The sequence below is a fragment of the Arthrobacter sp. SLBN-100 genome (assembly GCF_006715305.1).
GTDB lineage: Bacteria > Actinomycetota > Actinomycetes > Actinomycetales > Micrococcaceae > Arthrobacter.
The window spans coordinates 1,604,094-1,618,582 of the sequence record NZ_VFMY01000001.1 but is presented as its reverse complement, the minus strand read 5'-3'; the positions used below and the strand labels follow the sequence as shown (position 1 = coordinate 1,618,582).

The 14,489-nt window shown below is 62.7% G+C and carries 21 protein-coding genes; 20 read left to right on the top strand and 1 reads right to left on the bottom strand.

Features of this window, described 5'->3' with window-relative positions; genetic code table 11:
* Nucleotides 1-61: 61 nt before the first annotated feature.
* From rplN to FBY31_RS07410, 20 genes are all read left to right on the top strand, one after another.
* Nucleotides 62-430: a 50S ribosomal protein L14 gene (gene rplN, locus FBY31_RS07505; protein WP_009358299.1), complete on the top strand. Its 369-nt coding sequence runs from the start codon at nucleotides 62-64 to the stop codon at nucleotides 428-430.
* A gap of 3 nt (nucleotides 431-433) precedes the next feature.
* The gene (gene rplX, locus FBY31_RS07500; protein ID WP_013601824.1) at nucleotides 434-796 is read left to right on the top strand and encodes a 50S ribosomal protein L24; all 363 of its coding nucleotides are present in this window, start codon (nucleotides 434-436) and stop codon (nucleotides 794-796) included.
* On the top strand, nucleotides 796-1,377 hold the full coding sequence (gene rplE, locus FBY31_RS07495; protein WP_050054317.1) for a 50S ribosomal protein L5: 582 nt from the start codon (nucleotides 796-798) through the stop codon (nucleotides 1,375-1,377). The genes rplX and rplE overlap by 1 nt, the downstream gene beginning before the upstream one ends.
* Before the next feature lie 97 nt (nucleotides 1,378-1,474).
* Entirely contained in the window at nucleotides 1,475-1,873 is a 399-nt protein-coding gene (gene rpsH / locus FBY31_RS07490; protein WP_104042534.1) for a 30S ribosomal protein S8, read from the top strand.
* Nucleotides 1,874-1,891: 18 nt separating this feature from the next.
* Nucleotides 1,892-2,428 carry a 50S ribosomal protein L6 gene (gene rplF, locus FBY31_RS07485; RefSeq protein ID WP_142038802.1) on the top strand — a complete coding sequence of 179 codons (537 nt, stop codon included), beginning with the start codon at nucleotides 1,892-1,894 and terminating at the stop codon, nucleotides 2,426-2,428.
* A gap of 2 nt (nucleotides 2,429-2,430) precedes the next feature.
* Entirely contained in the window at nucleotides 2,431-2,814 is a 384-nt protein-coding gene (gene rplR, locus FBY31_RS07480; protein WP_142038799.1) for a 50S ribosomal protein L18, read from the top strand.
* Complete coding sequence (gene rpsE / locus FBY31_RS07475) at nucleotides 2,811-3,533, top strand: 30S ribosomal protein S5 (protein WP_142038796.1); 723 nt, start codon at nucleotides 2,811-2,813, stop codon at nucleotides 3,531-3,533. The genes rplR and rpsE overlap by 4 nt, the downstream gene beginning before the upstream one ends.
* A 2-nt stretch (nucleotides 3,534-3,535) precedes the next feature.
* A complete protein-coding gene (rpmD, locus tag FBY31_RS07470) occupies nucleotides 3,536-3,742 on the top strand; it encodes a 50S ribosomal protein L30 (RefSeq protein WP_142038794.1) in 207 nt (68 codons plus the stop codon).
* Nucleotides 3,743-4,234: a 50S ribosomal protein L15 gene (gene rplO / locus FBY31_RS07465; protein ID WP_142038791.1), complete on the top strand. Its 492-nt coding sequence runs from the start codon at nucleotides 3,743-3,745 to the stop codon at nucleotides 4,232-4,234. It begins immediately after the preceding gene.
* Nucleotides 4,235-4,450: 216 nt separating this feature from the next.
* Nucleotides 4,451-5,761, top strand: a complete 1,311-nt coding sequence (secY, locus tag FBY31_RS07460; protein WP_142038788.1) for a preprotein translocase subunit SecY — start codon at nucleotides 4,451-4,453, stop codon at nucleotides 5,759-5,761.
* Between the two features lie 5 nt (nucleotides 5,762-5,766).
* A complete protein-coding gene (locus FBY31_RS07455) occupies nucleotides 5,767-6,336 on the top strand; it encodes an adenylate kinase (RefSeq protein ID WP_197432583.1) in 570 nt (189 codons plus the stop codon).
* A 69-nt stretch (nucleotides 6,337-6,405) separates the two neighbouring features.
* Entirely contained in the window at nucleotides 6,406-7,233 is an 828-nt protein-coding gene (map, locus tag FBY31_RS07450; protein ID WP_142038781.1) for a type I methionyl aminopeptidase, read from the top strand.
* A gap of 125 nt (nucleotides 7,234-7,358) precedes the next feature.
* Nucleotides 7,359-8,351, top strand: coding sequence for a P1 family peptidase (locus FBY31_RS07445; RefSeq protein ID WP_142038777.1), 993 nt, complete (start codon nucleotides 7,359-7,361; stop codon nucleotides 8,349-8,351).
* A 172-nt stretch (nucleotides 8,352-8,523) separates the two neighbouring features.
* Complete coding sequence (gene infA / locus FBY31_RS07440; RefSeq protein WP_009358723.1) at nucleotides 8,524-8,745, top strand: translation initiation factor IF-1; 222 nt, start codon at nucleotides 8,524-8,526, stop codon at nucleotides 8,743-8,745.
* 70 nt (nucleotides 8,746-8,815) lie between these two features.
* A complete protein-coding gene (gene rpmJ, locus FBY31_RS07435; RefSeq protein WP_009358722.1) occupies nucleotides 8,816-8,929 on the top strand; it encodes a 50S ribosomal protein L36 in 114 nt (37 codons plus the stop codon).
* Nucleotides 8,930-9,105: 176 nt separating this feature from the next.
* Nucleotides 9,106-9,480, top strand: a complete 375-nt coding sequence (rpsM, locus tag FBY31_RS07430) for a 30S ribosomal protein S13 (protein ID WP_028275004.1) — start codon at nucleotides 9,106-9,108, stop codon at nucleotides 9,478-9,480.
* Nucleotides 9,481-9,528: 48 nt separating this feature from the next.
* The gene (rpsK, locus tag FBY31_RS07425) at nucleotides 9,529-9,930 is read left to right on the top strand and encodes a 30S ribosomal protein S11 (RefSeq protein ID WP_018769149.1); all 402 of its coding nucleotides are present in this window, start codon (nucleotides 9,529-9,531) and stop codon (nucleotides 9,928-9,930) included.
* 129 nt (nucleotides 9,931-10,059) lie between these two features.
* Nucleotides 10,060-11,070 carry a DNA-directed RNA polymerase subunit alpha gene (locus FBY31_RS07420; protein WP_013601812.1) on the top strand — a complete coding sequence of 337 codons (1,011 nt, stop codon included), beginning with the start codon at nucleotides 10,060-10,062 and terminating at the stop codon, nucleotides 11,068-11,070.
* Nucleotides 11,071-11,142: 72 nt separating this feature from the next.
* Nucleotides 11,143-11,715, top strand: coding sequence for a 50S ribosomal protein L17 (gene rplQ / locus FBY31_RS07415; protein ID WP_142038775.1), 573 nt, complete (start codon nucleotides 11,143-11,145; stop codon nucleotides 11,713-11,715).
* Nucleotides 11,716-11,747: 32 nt separating this feature from the next.
* Entirely contained in the window at nucleotides 11,748-12,641 is an 894-nt protein-coding gene (locus FBY31_RS07410) for a tRNA pseudouridine synthase A (protein WP_200833330.1), read from the top strand.
* Between the two features lie 118 nt (nucleotides 12,642-12,759).
* On the opposite strand, the gene FBY31_RS07405 is transcribed toward FBY31_RS07410, so the two are convergent.
* Nucleotides 12,760-14,427 carry a sensor histidine kinase gene (locus tag FBY31_RS07405; RefSeq protein ID WP_142038772.1) on the bottom strand — a complete coding sequence of 556 codons (1,668 nt, stop codon included), beginning with the start codon at nucleotides 14,425-14,427 and terminating at the stop codon, nucleotides 12,760-12,762.
* Between the last annotated feature and the right edge of the window lie 62 nt (nucleotides 14,428-14,489).

Sequence of the window (14,489 nt, the reverse complement as noted above, 5' to 3'; positions counted from 1 at the left end):
CAAGGCTCATTCCGTAGGAAGATTTTCGGTCTGAGAACCGGCGCGACGCAAGGAGTAAATAGTGATTCAGCAGGAGTCGCGGCTCAAGGTCGCCGACAACACGGGTGCTAAGGAAATCCTTACCATTCGCGTTCTCGGTGGATCTGGTCGTCGCTACGCAGGCATCGGTGACGTCATTGTCGCCACCGTCAAGGACGCAATCCCGGGCGGCAACGTAAAGAAGGGCGATGTTGTCAAGGCAGTCATCGTCCGTACCAAGAAGGAACGCCGCCGTGCGGATGGTTCCTACATCAAGTTTGACGAGAACGCAGCTGTGATCCTGAAGGGCGACGGTGACCCCCGCGGTACCCGTATCTTCGGACCGGTTGGTCGTGAACTCCGTGACAAGAAGTTCATGAAGATCGTTTCTCTGGCTCCGGAGGTGCTCTAGTCCATGGCTGCAAAGATCAAGAAGGGTGACCTCGTTCAGGTCATCACTGGCGCCAAGGCTGAGCGCGGCGGCGACCGCGGCAAGCAGGGCAAGGTCCTGCGCGTGTTCACCGACACCAACCGAGTGTTGGTTGAAGGCATCAACCGCGTCACCAAGCACACCAAGGTCGGTCAGTCGCAGCGCGGCACCAAGACCGGTGGCATCGAGGTTGTTGAAGCTCCGATCCACATCTCCAACGTGGCTCTGGTAGACCCCTCCACCAAGAAGCCCACCCGCGTCGGCTTCCGCACTGAAACCGTTGAGCGCAACGGCAAGCAGCGCGAAGTGCGCATCCGCGTGGCCAAGAGCTCAGGGAAGGACATCTAATGACTGAGACTCTCGAGACTCCGGCAACGAAGATCGTTCCTCGTCTGAAGACCAAGTACGCCGAATCCATCAAGAGCACGCTCATTGAGGAATTCAAGTACGAAAACGTCAACCAGGTTCCCCGCCTGGTGAAGGTCGTTGTGAACATGGGTGTTGGAGATGCCGCCAAGGACTCCAAGCTGATCGACGGCGCTGTCCGCGACCTCACCCAGATCACCGGCCAGAAGCCGCAGGTAACCAAGGCCCGCAAGTCGATCGCACAGTTCAAGCTGCGCGAAGGCATGCCCATCGGTGCACACGCTACCCTGCGTGGCGACCGCATGTGGGAATTCCTGGACCGCCTGGTCACCCTCGCACTGCCCCGCATCAGGGACTTCCGTGGTCTCTCCGGCAAGCAGTTCGACGGTAACGGAAACTACACCTTCGGTCTGACCGAGCAGGTTATGTTCCACGAAATCGACCAGGACAAGATCGACCGCACCCGCGGTATGGATATCACGGTTGTTACCACTGCCAAGACCGATGACGAAGGCCGCGCGCTGCTCAAGGCGCTTGGTTTCCCGTTCAAGGCCGAAGACTAATCTAACTACGTAAAAGGTCCGGCGGTACGGCTTCGAACAGTATCCCTGTAGAAAGCCAGCCCGCGGAAACCGTTATGAGGAAGGGCAAGAGCCCACCATGACAATGACAGATCCTGTCGCAGACATGCTTACGCGTCTGCGCAATGCAAACTCGGCATACCACGATTCCGTGTCCATGCCGTACAGCAAGCTCAAGGCACGCGTTGCTGACATCCTCAAGGCAGAAGGCTTCATCGCCAGCTGGAAGGAAGAAGACGCTGAGGTTGGCAAGAAGCTGACCATCGAGCTCAAGTTCGGGCCGAACCGCGAGCGTTCAATCGCTGGTGTTCGCCGTATCTCCAAGCCCGGTCTGCGCGTTTACGCAAAGTCCACCAACCTGCCGCACGTGCTGGGTGGCCTGGGTGTCGCAATCCTGTCCACCTCTTCCGGCCTCCTGACTGACAAGCAGGCCGGCAAGAAGGGCGTGGGCGGCGAAGTCCTCGCTTACGTCTGGTAACGGGAAAGGAAGAGAATAATGTCACGTATTGGACGTCTCCCCATCACCGTTCCTGCCGGCGTTGAGGTCAAGGTTGACGGCTCTGTCGTCAGCGTCAAGGGATCCAAGGGCGAGCTGAACCACACTGTGGCCAGCCCGATCGAGGTCACCCTGGAAGCAGAGACCCTGACTGTCGCCCGCCCGAACGACGAGCGCGCCTCCCGTTCACTCCACGGCCTGACCCGCACCCTGATCTCCAACATGATCGAGGGCGTTACCAAGGGCTACGAGAAGAAGCTTGAAATCGTCGGTACCGGTTACCGCGTTCAGGCCAAGGGATCTGACCTTGAGTTCGCTCTCGGTTTCAGCCACCCGGTAAATGTCTCCGCACCGGAGGGCATCACCTTTGCAGTTGAGACCCCGACCAAGCTCTCTGTTTCAGGTATCAACAAGCAGCAGGTCGGCGAGGTTGCTGCCAACATTCGCAAGCTGCGGAAACCGGACCCCTACAAGGGCAAGGGCATCCGTTACGCCGGCGAAGTCATCCGCCGCAAGGTCGGAAAGGCTGGTAAGTAACCATGGCCATCTCAATTAATAAGAAGCGTACGAACAAGAGCAAGTCTGCCCAGCGCAGCCGCCGCCAGCTTCGTATCCGTAAGCGCATCTCCGGTACGGCTGTACGTCCTCGTCTGGTCGTCAACCGTTCCGCACGCCACGTATTCGTCCAGGTTGTCGATGACACCAAGGGCCTGACCGTAGCGAGCGCGTCCACTCTGGAAGCCGACCTTCGTGCATTCGACGGTGACAAGACTGCCAAGGCCAGGCGCGTTGGCGAACTCGTCGCAGAGCGTGCCAAGGCTGCCGGTATCGAAGCTGTTGTCTTCGACCGCGGTGGTAACAAGTACCACGGCCGGATCGCCGCCGTCGCTGACGGTGCACGTGAAGGTGGGCTGTCACTGTGACGGAAGCAAACAAGGAAAAGGACACTGTGTCTGCAGATCAGAAGGCTACTGAAGCCGTAGCTGCCGCTGAGACCACTGCCCCCGCAGCTGCTGACGACCGCCGTGGCGGCGCTCGTCGCGGCGAGCGTGGCGACCGTGGCCAGGGCCGCGGCGACCGTGGTGGCCGTGGCGGCCGCGACGGCGGCCGCGAAGCCGAGAAGAGCCAGTTCGTAGAGCGCGTTGTCACCATCAACCGCGTCTCCAAGGTGGTCAAGGGTGGTCGTCGCTTCAGCTTCACCGCCCTGGTCGTCGTCGGTGACGGCAACGGCATGGTCGGCGTTGGCTACGGCAAGGCTAAGGAAGTTCCTGCCGCAATCGCGAAGGGCGTTGAAGAGGCCAAGAAGTCCTTCTTCCGCGTTCCCCGCGTTGGCAACACCATCCCGCACCGCGTTCAGGGTGAGGCTGCCGCAGGCGTCGTTATGCTGCGTCCGGCTTCCGCCGGTACCGGTGTTATCGCCGGTGGCCCGGTCCGTGCAGTACTGGAGTGCGTGGGCATCCACGACATCCTCTCCAAGTCGCTCGGTTCCTCGAACGCCATCAACATCGTTCACGCGACCGTTGATGCCCTGAAGCGCCTCGAAGAGCCGGCAGCAGTGGCAGCACGCCGCGGCCTGCCGCTGGACGAGGTTGCTCCGGCAGCACTGGTGAAGGCTCTCCTGAACCAGAAGGCGGGTGTCTAGTTATGGCTAAGAACCTGATTCCCTCCGACGCCCAGTTGGAGATCACTCAGATCAAGTCCGCCATTGGCGGCAAGCAGAACCAGCGCGACACCCTGCGGTCCCTCGGCCTGAAGCGGATCGGACACACCGTTGTCCGCACTGCCGACGCCGTGACCGTTGGAATGCTCAACACGGTTCCGCACCTGGTACAGGTAGAGGAGGCGAAGTAAATGGCAGAGAACACTCCTGAGAAGGCACAGAGCGCCGCTGCTGAAAAGCAGAGCGCACTGAAGGTTCACCACCTGCGTCCCGCCCCGGGTGCCAAGACCGCCAAGACCCGCGTTGGTCGTGGTGAGGGTTCCAAGGGTAAGACCGCCGGTCGCGGTACCAAGGGTACTGCTGCGCGTTACCAGATCAAGGCTGGCTTTGCCGGCGGCCAGCTGCCGCTGCACATGCGCCTGCCCAAGCTGCGCGGCTTCAAGAACCCGTTCCGCGTTGAGTTCCAGGTTGTTAACCTGGACAAGCTCAACGAGCTGTTCCCGGAAGGTGGCACCGTCACCGTCGAGAACCTGGTCGAAAAGGGCGCCGTTCGCAAGAACCAGCCCGTCAAGGTGCTGGGCACCGGCGACATCACCGTCAAGGTAGACGTCACCGCCCACGCATTCTCGGCCAGCGCCGCTGAAAAGATCGCTGCAGCAGGCGGAAGCACCACCGCTCTCTAGAGCCGGTGGGTGAAAGCCCGTTGTTGAACTCCCGGTACCGGGGCCACAGGCCTTGGTACCGGGAGTTTTTCACATCCGTCGGGCGTGTTTTTCCGGCCATCGGGCGCACGCGGGCTTCTCCGGATTGTTCGCATGGCGCATCCAACGGTTAGACTCGGTTGTTGGGATTCCTAGATCCCCATCACACACTCTTTATCCACACCACCAGGAGGACGCTTGCTTAGCGCATTTGGCCGGGCCTTTCGCACGCCTGATCTGCGACGCAAGTTGTTGTTCACGCTGGGAATCATCACCATCTTCCGCTTGGGTGCTTTCATTCCCTCGCCAGGTGTGAACTACCAGAATGTCCAGCAATGCTTGCAGAACGGTCAGACCGCAGGCGGCCTGTACCAGCTCGTTAACCTGTTCAGCGGCGGTGCGTTGCTCCAGGTTTCCATCTTCGCGCTGGGCATCATGCCGTACATTACGGCCAGCATCATCGTCCAGCTGCTCCGGGTGGTCATTCCCCGTTTCCAGGAGCTCTACGAAGAGGGCGCGGCCGGCCAGTCCAAGCTGACCCAGTACACCCGGTACCTCACCATCGCCCTGGGCCTGCTCAACGCCACCACGCTGGTATCCCTGGCGCGGTCCGGCCAGCTCCTTCCCGGCTGCAACCTGCCGATCATTCCCGACGACAGCGTGATCACCACCATCCTGATCATCATCACCCTGACAGCCGGCACCGGCCTGATCATGTGGATGGGTGAGCTCGTCACCGAGAAGGGCGTGGGCAACGGTATGTCCCTGCTCATCTTCACCTCGATCGCTGCGACCTTCCCCACCTCGCTGGGCGCCATCTGGACTTCCCAGGGCCCGGGAACCTTCTTTATGGTTCTGGCCGTGGGCCTGCTGACGGTGGCCCTGGTGGTCTTCGTTGAGCAGTCGCAGCGCCGTATTCCGGTGCAGTACGCCAAACGGATGATCGGCCGCCGCACCGTGGGAGGTACCAGCACGTACATCCCTATCAAGGTCAACATGGCCGGCGTCATCCCCGTGATTTTTGCTTCCTCGATGCTTTACCTGCCTGGACTGATCTCCCAGTTCAACCAGCCGAAGCCGGGCGAGCAGCTCCAGCCGTGGGTCGAATGGATCAACAACAACCTGACCCGCGGTGACCACCCGATCTACATGGCGATCTACTTCGCCCTGATCGTGTTCTTTACCTACTTCTACGTCGCGATCACCTTCAACCCTGAAGAGGTCTCGGACAACATGAAGAAGTACGGCGGCTTCATTCCAGGTATCCGCGCCGGTAAACCCACCGCTGACTACCTGCAGTACGTGCTTTCCCGGATCACGCTGCCCGGTGCCTTGTACCTGGGTTTCGTGGCGCTGATTCCGCTGGTGGCACTGGTACTGATCAACGCAAACCAGAACTTCCCGTTCGGTGGCACCTCGATCCTGATCATGGTGGGCGTTGGCCTGGAGACCGTCAAGCAGATTGATGCGCAGCTACAACAACGTCACTACGAAGGGCTTTTGCGATGACGAGAATGCTGATTATTGGACCTCCGGGTTCCGGAAAAGGAACGCAGGCGGAGCGGATTTCAGAGCGCCTCGGCGTTGTGGCCATCTCCACCGGGGACATTTTCCGTGCGAACGTGAAGGGCGAGACACCCCTTGGCATTGAGGCCAAGAAGTACATGGACAACGGCGACTTCGTTCCTGACAGCGTCACCAACAAGATGGTGCGTGACCGCCTGAGCGAGTCCGACGTCGAAAACGGCTTCCTGCTGGACGGGTACCCCCGCACCACCGCGCAGGTTGACTACCTCGACGAGATCCTCGCCAAGGGTGAGGAGAAGCTCGACGTCGTCCTGCAGCTGACTGCCGACGACGAGGAACTGGTCCACCGTCTCCTCGGCCGGGCCAAGGAGACGGGCCGGAGCGACGACAACGAAGCCGTCATCCGCCACCGCCTTGACCTGTACCACGAGCAGACCGAAGCCGTCGTGGCAAAGTATGCCGAGCGCGGCATCCTCACCCAGGTTGACGGCATCGGCCCCATCGACGAAGTGACAGACCGCGTGATGCAGGCCATTAAGGCCGCACAGGCAGCCTGATCCAGGCAAGTTTTTCCGAGGCTCCTCCCGGTACACGGGAGGAGCCTCAGCCATTTGAAAGGAAGCACCATGGCCTTTGGCCAGCCCCGCATCGAATACAAGACCAACGCCCAGATGCGCACTATGCACGAAGCAGGCCTGGTCCTGAGCCGAGCCCTGGATGCCGCTGTGGCAGCTGCCGTTCCCGGCGTCACCACCAAGCACCTGGATGATGTCTTCGCCGCCGTCCTGAACGAGGCCGGTGCCAAGTCCAACTTCCTGGGCTACCACGGCTTCCCCGCCACCATCTGCACGTCGGTCAATGAGGAAGTGGTCCACGGCATCCCCGGCAGCCGTGTCCTGAACGACGGCGACATCATCTCGATCGACGGCGGTGCCATTGTGAACGGCTGGCACTCCGACTCCGCACGGACCGTCATCGTGGGTACTGCTGATCCCGAGGACCAGCGCCTCTCCGACGTGACGCACGCAGCCTTGTGGCGGGGGATCGCGGCCCTGTCCAGCGGAAAGCACGTGGGCGATATCGGCGCCGCCATTGACGACTACGTCTCTTCCGTGCCCGGCAAGCCGCTGGGCATCCTCGAGGACTACGTGGGCCACGGCATCGGCTCTGAAATGCACATGCCGCCGGACGTCCTCAATTACCGCACCAGCCACCGCGGCCCGAAGATCCGGCCGGGCCTCTGCCTGGCGATCGAGCCCATGCTGGTCCGCGGCAGCATCGAGACCGCGGTACTGGAGGATGACTGGACCGTGATCACCACCGACGGTGCCCGCTCCTGCCAGTGGGAGCACTCCGTTGCTGTCCACGACAAGGGCATCTGGGTGTTGTCCGCGCCCGACGGCGGCGCGGAGCACCTGGTGCCCCTCGGCGTCACCCCGGTGCCGATCCCGTAGGGTCCCATATTCCGCATCGACACAGAAAATCCCTGAGGACACCCATATATCTGTCTCCTCGGGGATTTTCTGCGTCATCAGGGATTACCCGCGTCCCCAGAATGTATAAGGGCAGAATGGGTGCCATGGGAGCAATCACCGATGTACCGGGGATCCGGGTTGGCCACGTACAGAAGAACCGCGACGGCTGGCTGAGCGGGGTGACGGTGGTCCTTCCGCCGCCGGGCACCGTTGGATCGGTGGACGTCCAGGGCGGGGGACCTGCCACCCATGAGACCGACGCCCTCGATCCCACCACCCTGGTCAGTGCCGTGCACGCGGTGGTCCTCACCGGCGGCAGCGCCTACGGCCTGGCATCGGCGTCCGGCGCCCAGCGCTGGTGTGAGGAGAACAACCGGGGCTTCGCCGTTCCCGGGGGAGTAGTACCGATTGTCCCGGCGGCCGCGATCTTCGACCTGGGCCGGGGCGGCGACTTCTCAGCGCGCCCGACGCCGGAGATGGGCTACGCGGCAACCGCCGCCGCTGCTGCGGAGAAGGACCGGCACGACGTCGTACGCGGCAACGTAGGAGCCGGCACCGGAGCAGTCATCGGCAGGACATTCAAAGGCGGGGTAGGGACTGCCTCGGTCACACTCGACAACGGCGTGGTTGTCGGGGCAATCGCTGTCGTGAACGCTCTCGGTTTGCCGGTGACTCCTTCGGGAAATCCCGAACCCTCCGCGCGCTCGGTCGTGCCTCCCTTAGACGCGCGCTTCCGGGTTCCGGATTCCCCTTCAGGGGGTGCCGTCTCCCCGCCGTTCAATACAACGCTCGTGGTCGTCGCCACCAATGCCGTCCTGGACGTTGCTGAATGCAAACGCACTGCTTCTGCTTCGCACGCCGGGATTGCGCGGGCGTTGAATCCCTCCCACACCCTTGCTGATGGGGACACGGTCTTTTGCCTTGCAACCGGAGCTGTGGCGTTGGACCGGAGCGACGAAGCTGCCCGGCAGATGAGCCTCATTACGCTGCAGAGTGCGGCAGCCGACGTCGTACGTTTAGCCATCCTCGATGGCGTGGCCAGCGCTGAAGCTGTGAGCACTCCGGCCGGGGATTATGGTGTGTACGGCGCCGAGTAGGTTACCATTGCCGATTTAACTTTTACAGCGATACAGAGTAGTGTTGTTTGTTGGTTGTCTGGACTGCCACGCCCTTTTGGGGCCAGGAGCTGACAATCGATCCAACAAAAACGTTCGTGGTCATGCCCGGTGCAATCCGGCGGGACTGCGGCAACAACAGTTAGCGGAGGGTATGGCCAAGAAGGACGGGGTCATTGAGATCGAAGGCGTTGTGACCGAGGCGCTGCCTAACGCGATGTTTCGCGTTGAGCTCACCAACAAGCACATCGTACTGGCACACATCTCTGGAAAGATGCGCCAGCACTACATCAGGATTCTCCCTGAGGACCGCGTAGTGGTGGAGCTGAGCCCGTACGACCTCACCCGTGGTCGTATCGTCTACCGCTACAAGTAAATTGCTGGGCGGCTTCAGTGCAAGCTGAGCGCCGCTCCAGTTGACCAACTGTTACACGCAAAGGAATGCCATGAAGGTCAAGCCGAGCGTCAAGCAGATCTGCGAAAAGTGCAAAGTGATCCGCCGTAATGGCCGGGTCATGGTGATCTGCGAGAACCCGCGCCACAAGCAGCGCCAGGGCTAATTTCCTTCCCTGAAGGAAATCCTGGGTTGCTAACCCACGCAAGTAAATAAAGGCAGCACAAGCTGATCTGGGACGTATGGAGCCCGGACAGCTAACCCCCGGTCGGAGGCTGGGGCCGCACGGAACGTGCGGGTGTACTGCCTACGACCTCCGGTTTATCAAGGAGTACTGCCACTATGGCTCGTCTCGCTGGCGTAGACATTCCCCGCGAAAAGCGGCTGGAAATTGCGCTTACTTACATCTACGGCGTGGGCAAGACCCGTGCACACGAAACCCTGGCCGCCACTGGCATCAGCGCTGACGTTCGCGTCAAGGACCTGACTGATGCCCAGCTGGTTGAGCTGCGTGACTACATCGAAGGCAACTACAAGGTTGAGGGTGACCTTCGCCGCGAAGTAGCAGCCGATATCCGCCGCAAGGTTGAAATCGGCAGCTACGAAGGTATCCGCCATCGCAAGGGCCTGCCAGTACGCGGACAGCGTACGAAGACGAACGCGCGTACCCGCAAGGGCCCGAAGCGCACCGTTGCAGGCAAGAAGAAGGCCCGTTAAATCCCTCGGGATTAACCGGCTCCCCAATAACTTTCTGTAGGAGAAATAATGCCCCCGAAGACTCGTGGCGCGGTTCGCAAGCCGCGTAAGAAGGACAAAAAGAATATCGCGCTGGGCCAGGCGCACATCAAGAGCACGTTCAACAACACCATCGTGTCCATCACGGACCCGAACGGCGCTGTTATCTCTTGGGCTTCCTCAGGTGAGGTCGGCTTCAAGGGCTCGCGTAAGTCCACCCCGTTCGCCGCCCAGATGGCTGCCGAAGCTGCGGCAAAGCGTGCCCAGGAGCACGGCATGCGCAAGGTTGACGTTTTCGTCAAGGGACCGGGCTCAGGACGCGAAACCGCGATCCGTTCGCTGCAGGCCGCCGGCCTCGAGGTTGGCTCCATTCAGGACGTCACCCCCGCTGCCCACAACGGCTGCCGTCCGCCGAAGCGCCGCCGCGTCTAAGGCTTACCCGCCGATGAGCTTGCCCGGACCGTTGATGGTCCGGGCAAGCCCAGCGCGTTAAGTCTTCAGACCGAATTTCCACCACCTGTGTTGCGTCATATAGCGGATGCTCGCCGAAAGGAAACCTAAGTGCTCATTGCACAGCGCCCCACCCTCTCCGAAGAGGTAGTCTCCGAAAACCGTTCGCGTTTCATCATTGAACCGCTGGAACCGGGCTTCGGCTACACCCTCGGAAACTCCCTCCGCCGTACCCTGCTCTCCTCCATCCCCGGTGCTGCTGTAACCAGCATCCGGATCGATGGCGTGCTGCACGAGTTCACCACGGTTCCGGGTGTCAAGGAAGATGTCACTGAGATCATCCTGAACATCAAGAGCCTGTCGGTCTCCTCCGAGCACGATGAGCCGGTTGTTGCTTACCTGCGCAAGCAGGGCCCCGGAGTCGTCACCGCCGCGGACATCGCTCCGCCGGCCGGCGTCGAATTCCACAACCCGGATCTGCACATCGCCACGCTGAACTCGAAGGGCAAGTTCGAACTCGAACTGACCATCGAGCGCGGCCGCGGCTACGTTTCGGCCGCTCAGAACAAGTCCGGCGACGCAGAGATCGGCCGTATCCCGGTCGACTCCATCTACTCGCCGGTGCTGAAGGTTACTTTCCGCGTGGAAGCAACCCGTGTTGAGCAGCGCACCGACTTCGACAAGCTGATTGTCGACGTCGAGACCAAGCAGGCCATCGCCCCGCGCGATGCTGTTGCTTCCGCAGGCACCACCCTGGTGGAGCTCTTCGGTCTGGCACGTGAGCTGAACACCGCAGCTGAAGGTATCGAGATCGGCCCGTCGCCCACCGACGCTGCCCTGGCAGCCGACATGGCACTGCCGATCGAGGATCTGGACCTCACCGTCCGTTCCTACAACTGCCTCAAGCGTGAGGGCATCCACACTGTGGGTGAACTCGTTGCCCGCTCCGAGGCTGACCTGATGGACATCCGCAACTTCGGTGCCAAGTCCATTGACGAGGTCAAGGCAAAGCTGGTTGAACTGGGCCTGTCCCTCAAGGACTCGCCTCCCGGTTTTGACCTCGCAGCACGCGCCGCAGCAATCGAAGAGGACGACGCCGCCTTCGGCGACGACGAACTCTAAACCAGACCTTGGCCGGCGGGCAGGGCACCATGGTGTGCAGGCCCCACGGCTTCCATTTGAGGAGAAACAATTATGCCTACCCCCACTAAGGGTCCGCGCCTCGGAGGCGGCCCGGCTCACGAGCGCCTCATGCTCGCGAACCTGGCAGCATCCCTGTTCGAGCACAAGCGGATCACCACCACGGTGACCAAGGCCAAGCGCCTGAAGCCGTACGCAGAGCGCCTGGTGACCTTCGCCAAGCGCGGCGACCTCGCTTCCCGCCGCCGCGTTCTCGGCCTGATCAGCAACAAGGGCATCGTCCACGAGCTGTTCACCGACATCGCGCAGGCTGTTGAGAACCGCGACGGCGGCTACACCCGCATCACCAAGATCGGCAACCGCAAGGGCGACAACGCTCCCATGGCTGTCATCGAGCTCGTCCTTGAGCCCGTTTCCGCGAAGCAGGCCGTTGTAGCCGAGGCTACTGCTGCCGCCAAGCGCGATGCAGACAAGGCTGCTCCGGCTGCCGAGGAAGCTCCCGAGGCTGTGGTCGTTGAGACCGAAGCTGCTGAGGCTCCCGCTGCCCAAGAAGAGGCTGCAACCGAAGAGGCTCCGGCCGCTGAGGAAGCTGAAGCTCCGGTTGCCGAAGAGAAGGACGCGAAGTAATTCGCTGATTTTCTTCGCATAGACTTGAGTCTATGAACCACCAAAAACCCGCGGCCCCCGTATTGGGGGGCGGCGGGTTTTTGCGTGTCCGGCTGGATTTGTCGTACGACGGCGGCCCCTTCAGCGGGTGGGCATTGCAGCCGGGCAGGCGGACCGTCCAGGGTGCCCTGGAGGAAGCCCTGCACATGCTGCTCCGCCGCCTGGTCCGCGTCACGGTCGCCGGCCGGACCGACGCCGGCGTGCACGCGCGCGGCCAGGTGGTGCACCTGGACCTGACGGAAGCCGAGTGGCACGGACTGCCGCGCGGGCACGAACTGGATCCCGCCGTCGCCATGCAGCGCCGCCTCCGCGGCGCACTCAGCCGGATTCTCGGGGACCTAACCGGCGCAGTCGAGGTGCACCGGATCTCGCTGGCGCCGGAAGGTTTCGATGCCCGGTTCTCGGCGCTCTGGCGGCGCTACAGCTACCGCATTGCGGACGGGCCCGCGCTCTGGGATCCGCTGGGCCGGCACTCCACCCTGTGGCACAAAAATCCGCTGGACGTTTCCCTGCTCAACGAGGGTGCCTCGAAGCTGCTGGGGCTGCAGAACTTCCTGTCCTTCTGCAAGCCGCGGGAAGGTGCCACCACCATCCGGGAGCTGCAGCGCTTCGAGTTCGCGCGCGCGGAAGACGGCGTCATAGTAGCCACCGTGCAGGCTGACGCTTTCTGCCACAACATGGTGCGCGCGCTCATCGGCTCTGCCTTGTACGTGGGGGAGGGCCTAGAGGAGCCGGGCTGGCTGTATGAGCGGCTGCTGGCCCAAAAACGCGACGCCAAGTCAGTGCTGGCGGCCCCGCACCCGCTGGTGCTCGAGGAAGTGGCGTACCCGTCCGACGACGAGCTGCTGGCCCGCGCGGAACTCACCCGGGCGCTGCGGGAGTACTAATCCCCACCCGCACCCTAACCTCGCAGGTCCACACCGGCTCCCTGCCCTCGCAGGCTCGGGCCGGGTCCCTCGCCGGAGCGGCTCCACGGCCAGGGAACCCTGCGGGCGTGGGCCCAGCCTAAAATGCCGGCGGCGGGCCCTGGGCCGGAAGGGTCAGGGTGAAAGTGCTGCCTTGCCCCTCCCCGCTGGCGCACGTGATCTGCCCGCCGTGGCGCTCAACGATCGTCTTGGTGATGGACAGGCCCAGGCCGGCGCCCGCGATGGACGCGTCCCTGACGGACTCGGTCCGGAAGAAGCGCTTGAAGACGCTGTCCCTGTCCTCACTGCTGATGCCCATCCCGGTGTCTCTGACGCTGAGCTGCACCCACTCATTGGTGCTGCGGGCACTGATGCTGACGTTGCCGCCGTCGGGCGAATATTTGATGGCGTTCGATACCAGGTTGTCCAGCGCCTGGCCGATCCGGAGCGGGTCCGCGTAGGCCCAGAGGGGCGAGGGAACGTCCGCTGAAAGGTGGATGTGCGCCAGCTCGGCCTGGGCCTGGGCGGAGCCTATGCTGGTTTCCACCAGGCTCGCCAGGTCCGTCCGCTTGGGGTGGACATTGAGCGCTGCCGATGCCGAAGCCGACAGGTCAGCTACCAGGGCCAGCAAGCGCTCGGCGTTCCGCTCGACCACCAGGAGACGCTGGGCTACCTGCGGCGGTAAGGCGGCAACGTCGTCGAGCACCAGGTCCACGTTGCCGATGATGGAGTTCAGCGGCGTCTTGAACTCGTGGGTCACGTTGGAAACCAGCTCCTGGTTGGCCGCCAGCGCCTCCACCCAGCCCGTAACGTCGCTGTAGACAACGACGGCGCCTGTCAGCTGGCCGTCCTCACTCACCAGTGGGCGGGCGGCTGTGGTGACCGCCCGCTGGTCGGCTCCCTCCCCGGCCCACACCAGATAGTCGGCGAAGGACTCGCCGGCGATGGCCCGGCTGATGGGACGCTTCTCCGGCGGCAGCAGGGTCCGCCTGTCCTGGCCGAAGATCAGCTGGTGGCCCTGCCCGGGAACCGCGTCGTCGGCGTGGGTGGCCTGGCGGAAGTTCCGCTGCCGGCTGTTGGACACGAGGAAGCGGCCGGATCGGTCGACGGCGGCAATCCCGACGTCGGTGGCGTCCAGAACCGTCTCCAGCAGCTTTTCCCGCTCCCTGCTCTCGCGCAGCAGCTCGCGGAGTTCCCTGTCCTTCTCCGCCAGCTCACGCTGCTGCAGCCGGACGTGCACACTCGCGAACCTGATGGCGAGGGACACCGCGAGCGTCATGAGGGGAAAGAGGAACGTAGTGGTGATGTCCGAGGCCGTCAGGTTAGGGAAGCGTCCGGCAAGCGTGGGAACCATGATCACCATGGGGCCGAAGAAACTCAGCACCAGGCTGCTTCGGGTGAGCATTCCGGAAGCGGAAAGCCAGATGACCGGGAATACGGCGAGGACGGCCAGGCCCGGGAGCAGGGGGGCTGCGCCGTTCCGGAGCAGCCCGATGGCGACGAAGTCCAGGATGGGAATCAGCAGGTAGGGGCGGTGTGCAAGCCGCTCCCACGGGACCAACAGGCAACCGAGGAAGAGTGCACCGGAAAGGATAATTCCAGCCAGATACAGGGGGCTGTGCAGCAGGGTGGGCCAGGCAAAGGGCGTGGCAACGGCGAGGGCAGCCACGATAAGGGTCAGGGGCAGCTGGCACAGTGCCACCTGCGAACGCGGCCCAAGCCGCTGAAAGATCCTCGCGGGGCCGCGGGGAAATAGGCGGTCAGCCATGAATCCTGCCCTGGCCATGACCGGCCATTTCCGGCGCAGGTTCGTCCGAATTCCTATAGGGC

Bases quoted from the DNA above. Each gene is read 5' to 3' on its own strand.
- rplX (WP_013601824.1), top strand. From the start codon at position 434: ATGGCTGCAAAGATCAAGAAGGGTGACCTCGTTCAGGTCATCACTGGC.
- rplE (WP_050054317.1), top strand. From the start codon at position 796: ATGACTGAGACTCTCGAGACTCCGGCAACGAAGATCGTTCCTCGTCTG.
- rpsH (WP_104042534.1), top strand. From the start codon at position 1,475: ATGACAATGACAGATCCTGTCGCAGACATGCTTACGCGTCTGCGCAAT.
- rplF (WP_142038802.1), top strand. From the start codon at position 1,892: ATGTCACGTATTGGACGTCTCCCCATCACCGTTCCTGCCGGCGTTGAG.
- rplR (WP_142038799.1), top strand. From the start codon at position 2,431: ATGGCCATCTCAATTAATAAGAAGCGTACGAACAAGAGCAAGTCTGCC.
- rpmD (WP_142038794.1), top strand. From the start codon at position 3,536: ATGGCTAAGAACCTGATTCCCTCCGACGCCCAGTTGGAGATCACTCAG.
- rplO (WP_142038791.1), top strand. From the start codon at position 3,743: ATGGCAGAGAACACTCCTGAGAAGGCACAGAGCGCCGCTGCTGAAAAG.
- FBY31_RS07455 (WP_197432583.1), top strand. From the start codon at position 5,767: ATGCTGATTATTGGACCTCCGGGTTCCGGAAAAGGAACGCAGGCGGAG.
- map (WP_142038781.1), top strand. From the start codon at position 6,406: ATGGCCTTTGGCCAGCCCCGCATCGAATACAAGACCAACGCCCAGATG.
- FBY31_RS07445 (WP_142038777.1), top strand. From the start codon at position 7,359: ATGGGAGCAATCACCGATGTACCGGGGATCCGGGTTGGCCACGTACAG.
- infA (WP_009358723.1), top strand. From the start codon at position 8,524: ATGGCCAAGAAGGACGGGGTCATTGAGATCGAAGGCGTTGTGACCGAG.
- rpmJ (WP_009358722.1), top strand. From the start codon at position 8,816: ATGAAGGTCAAGCCGAGCGTCAAGCAGATCTGCGAAAAGTGCAAAGTG.
- rpsM (WP_028275004.1), top strand. From the start codon at position 9,106: ATGGCTCGTCTCGCTGGCGTAGACATTCCCCGCGAAAAGCGGCTGGAA.
- rpsK (WP_018769149.1), top strand. From the start codon at position 9,529: ATGCCCCCGAAGACTCGTGGCGCGGTTCGCAAGCCGCGTAAGAAGGAC.
- rplQ (WP_142038775.1), top strand. From the start codon at position 11,143: ATGCCTACCCCCACTAAGGGTCCGCGCCTCGGAGGCGGCCCGGCTCAC.
- FBY31_RS07410 (WP_200833330.1), top strand. From the start codon at position 11,748: ATGAACCACCAAAAACCCGCGGCCCCCGTATTGGGGGGCGGCGGGTTT.
- FBY31_RS07405 (WP_142038772.1), bottom strand. From the start codon at position 14,427: ATGGCTGACCGCCTATTTCCCCGCGGCCCCGCGAGGATCTTTCAGCGG.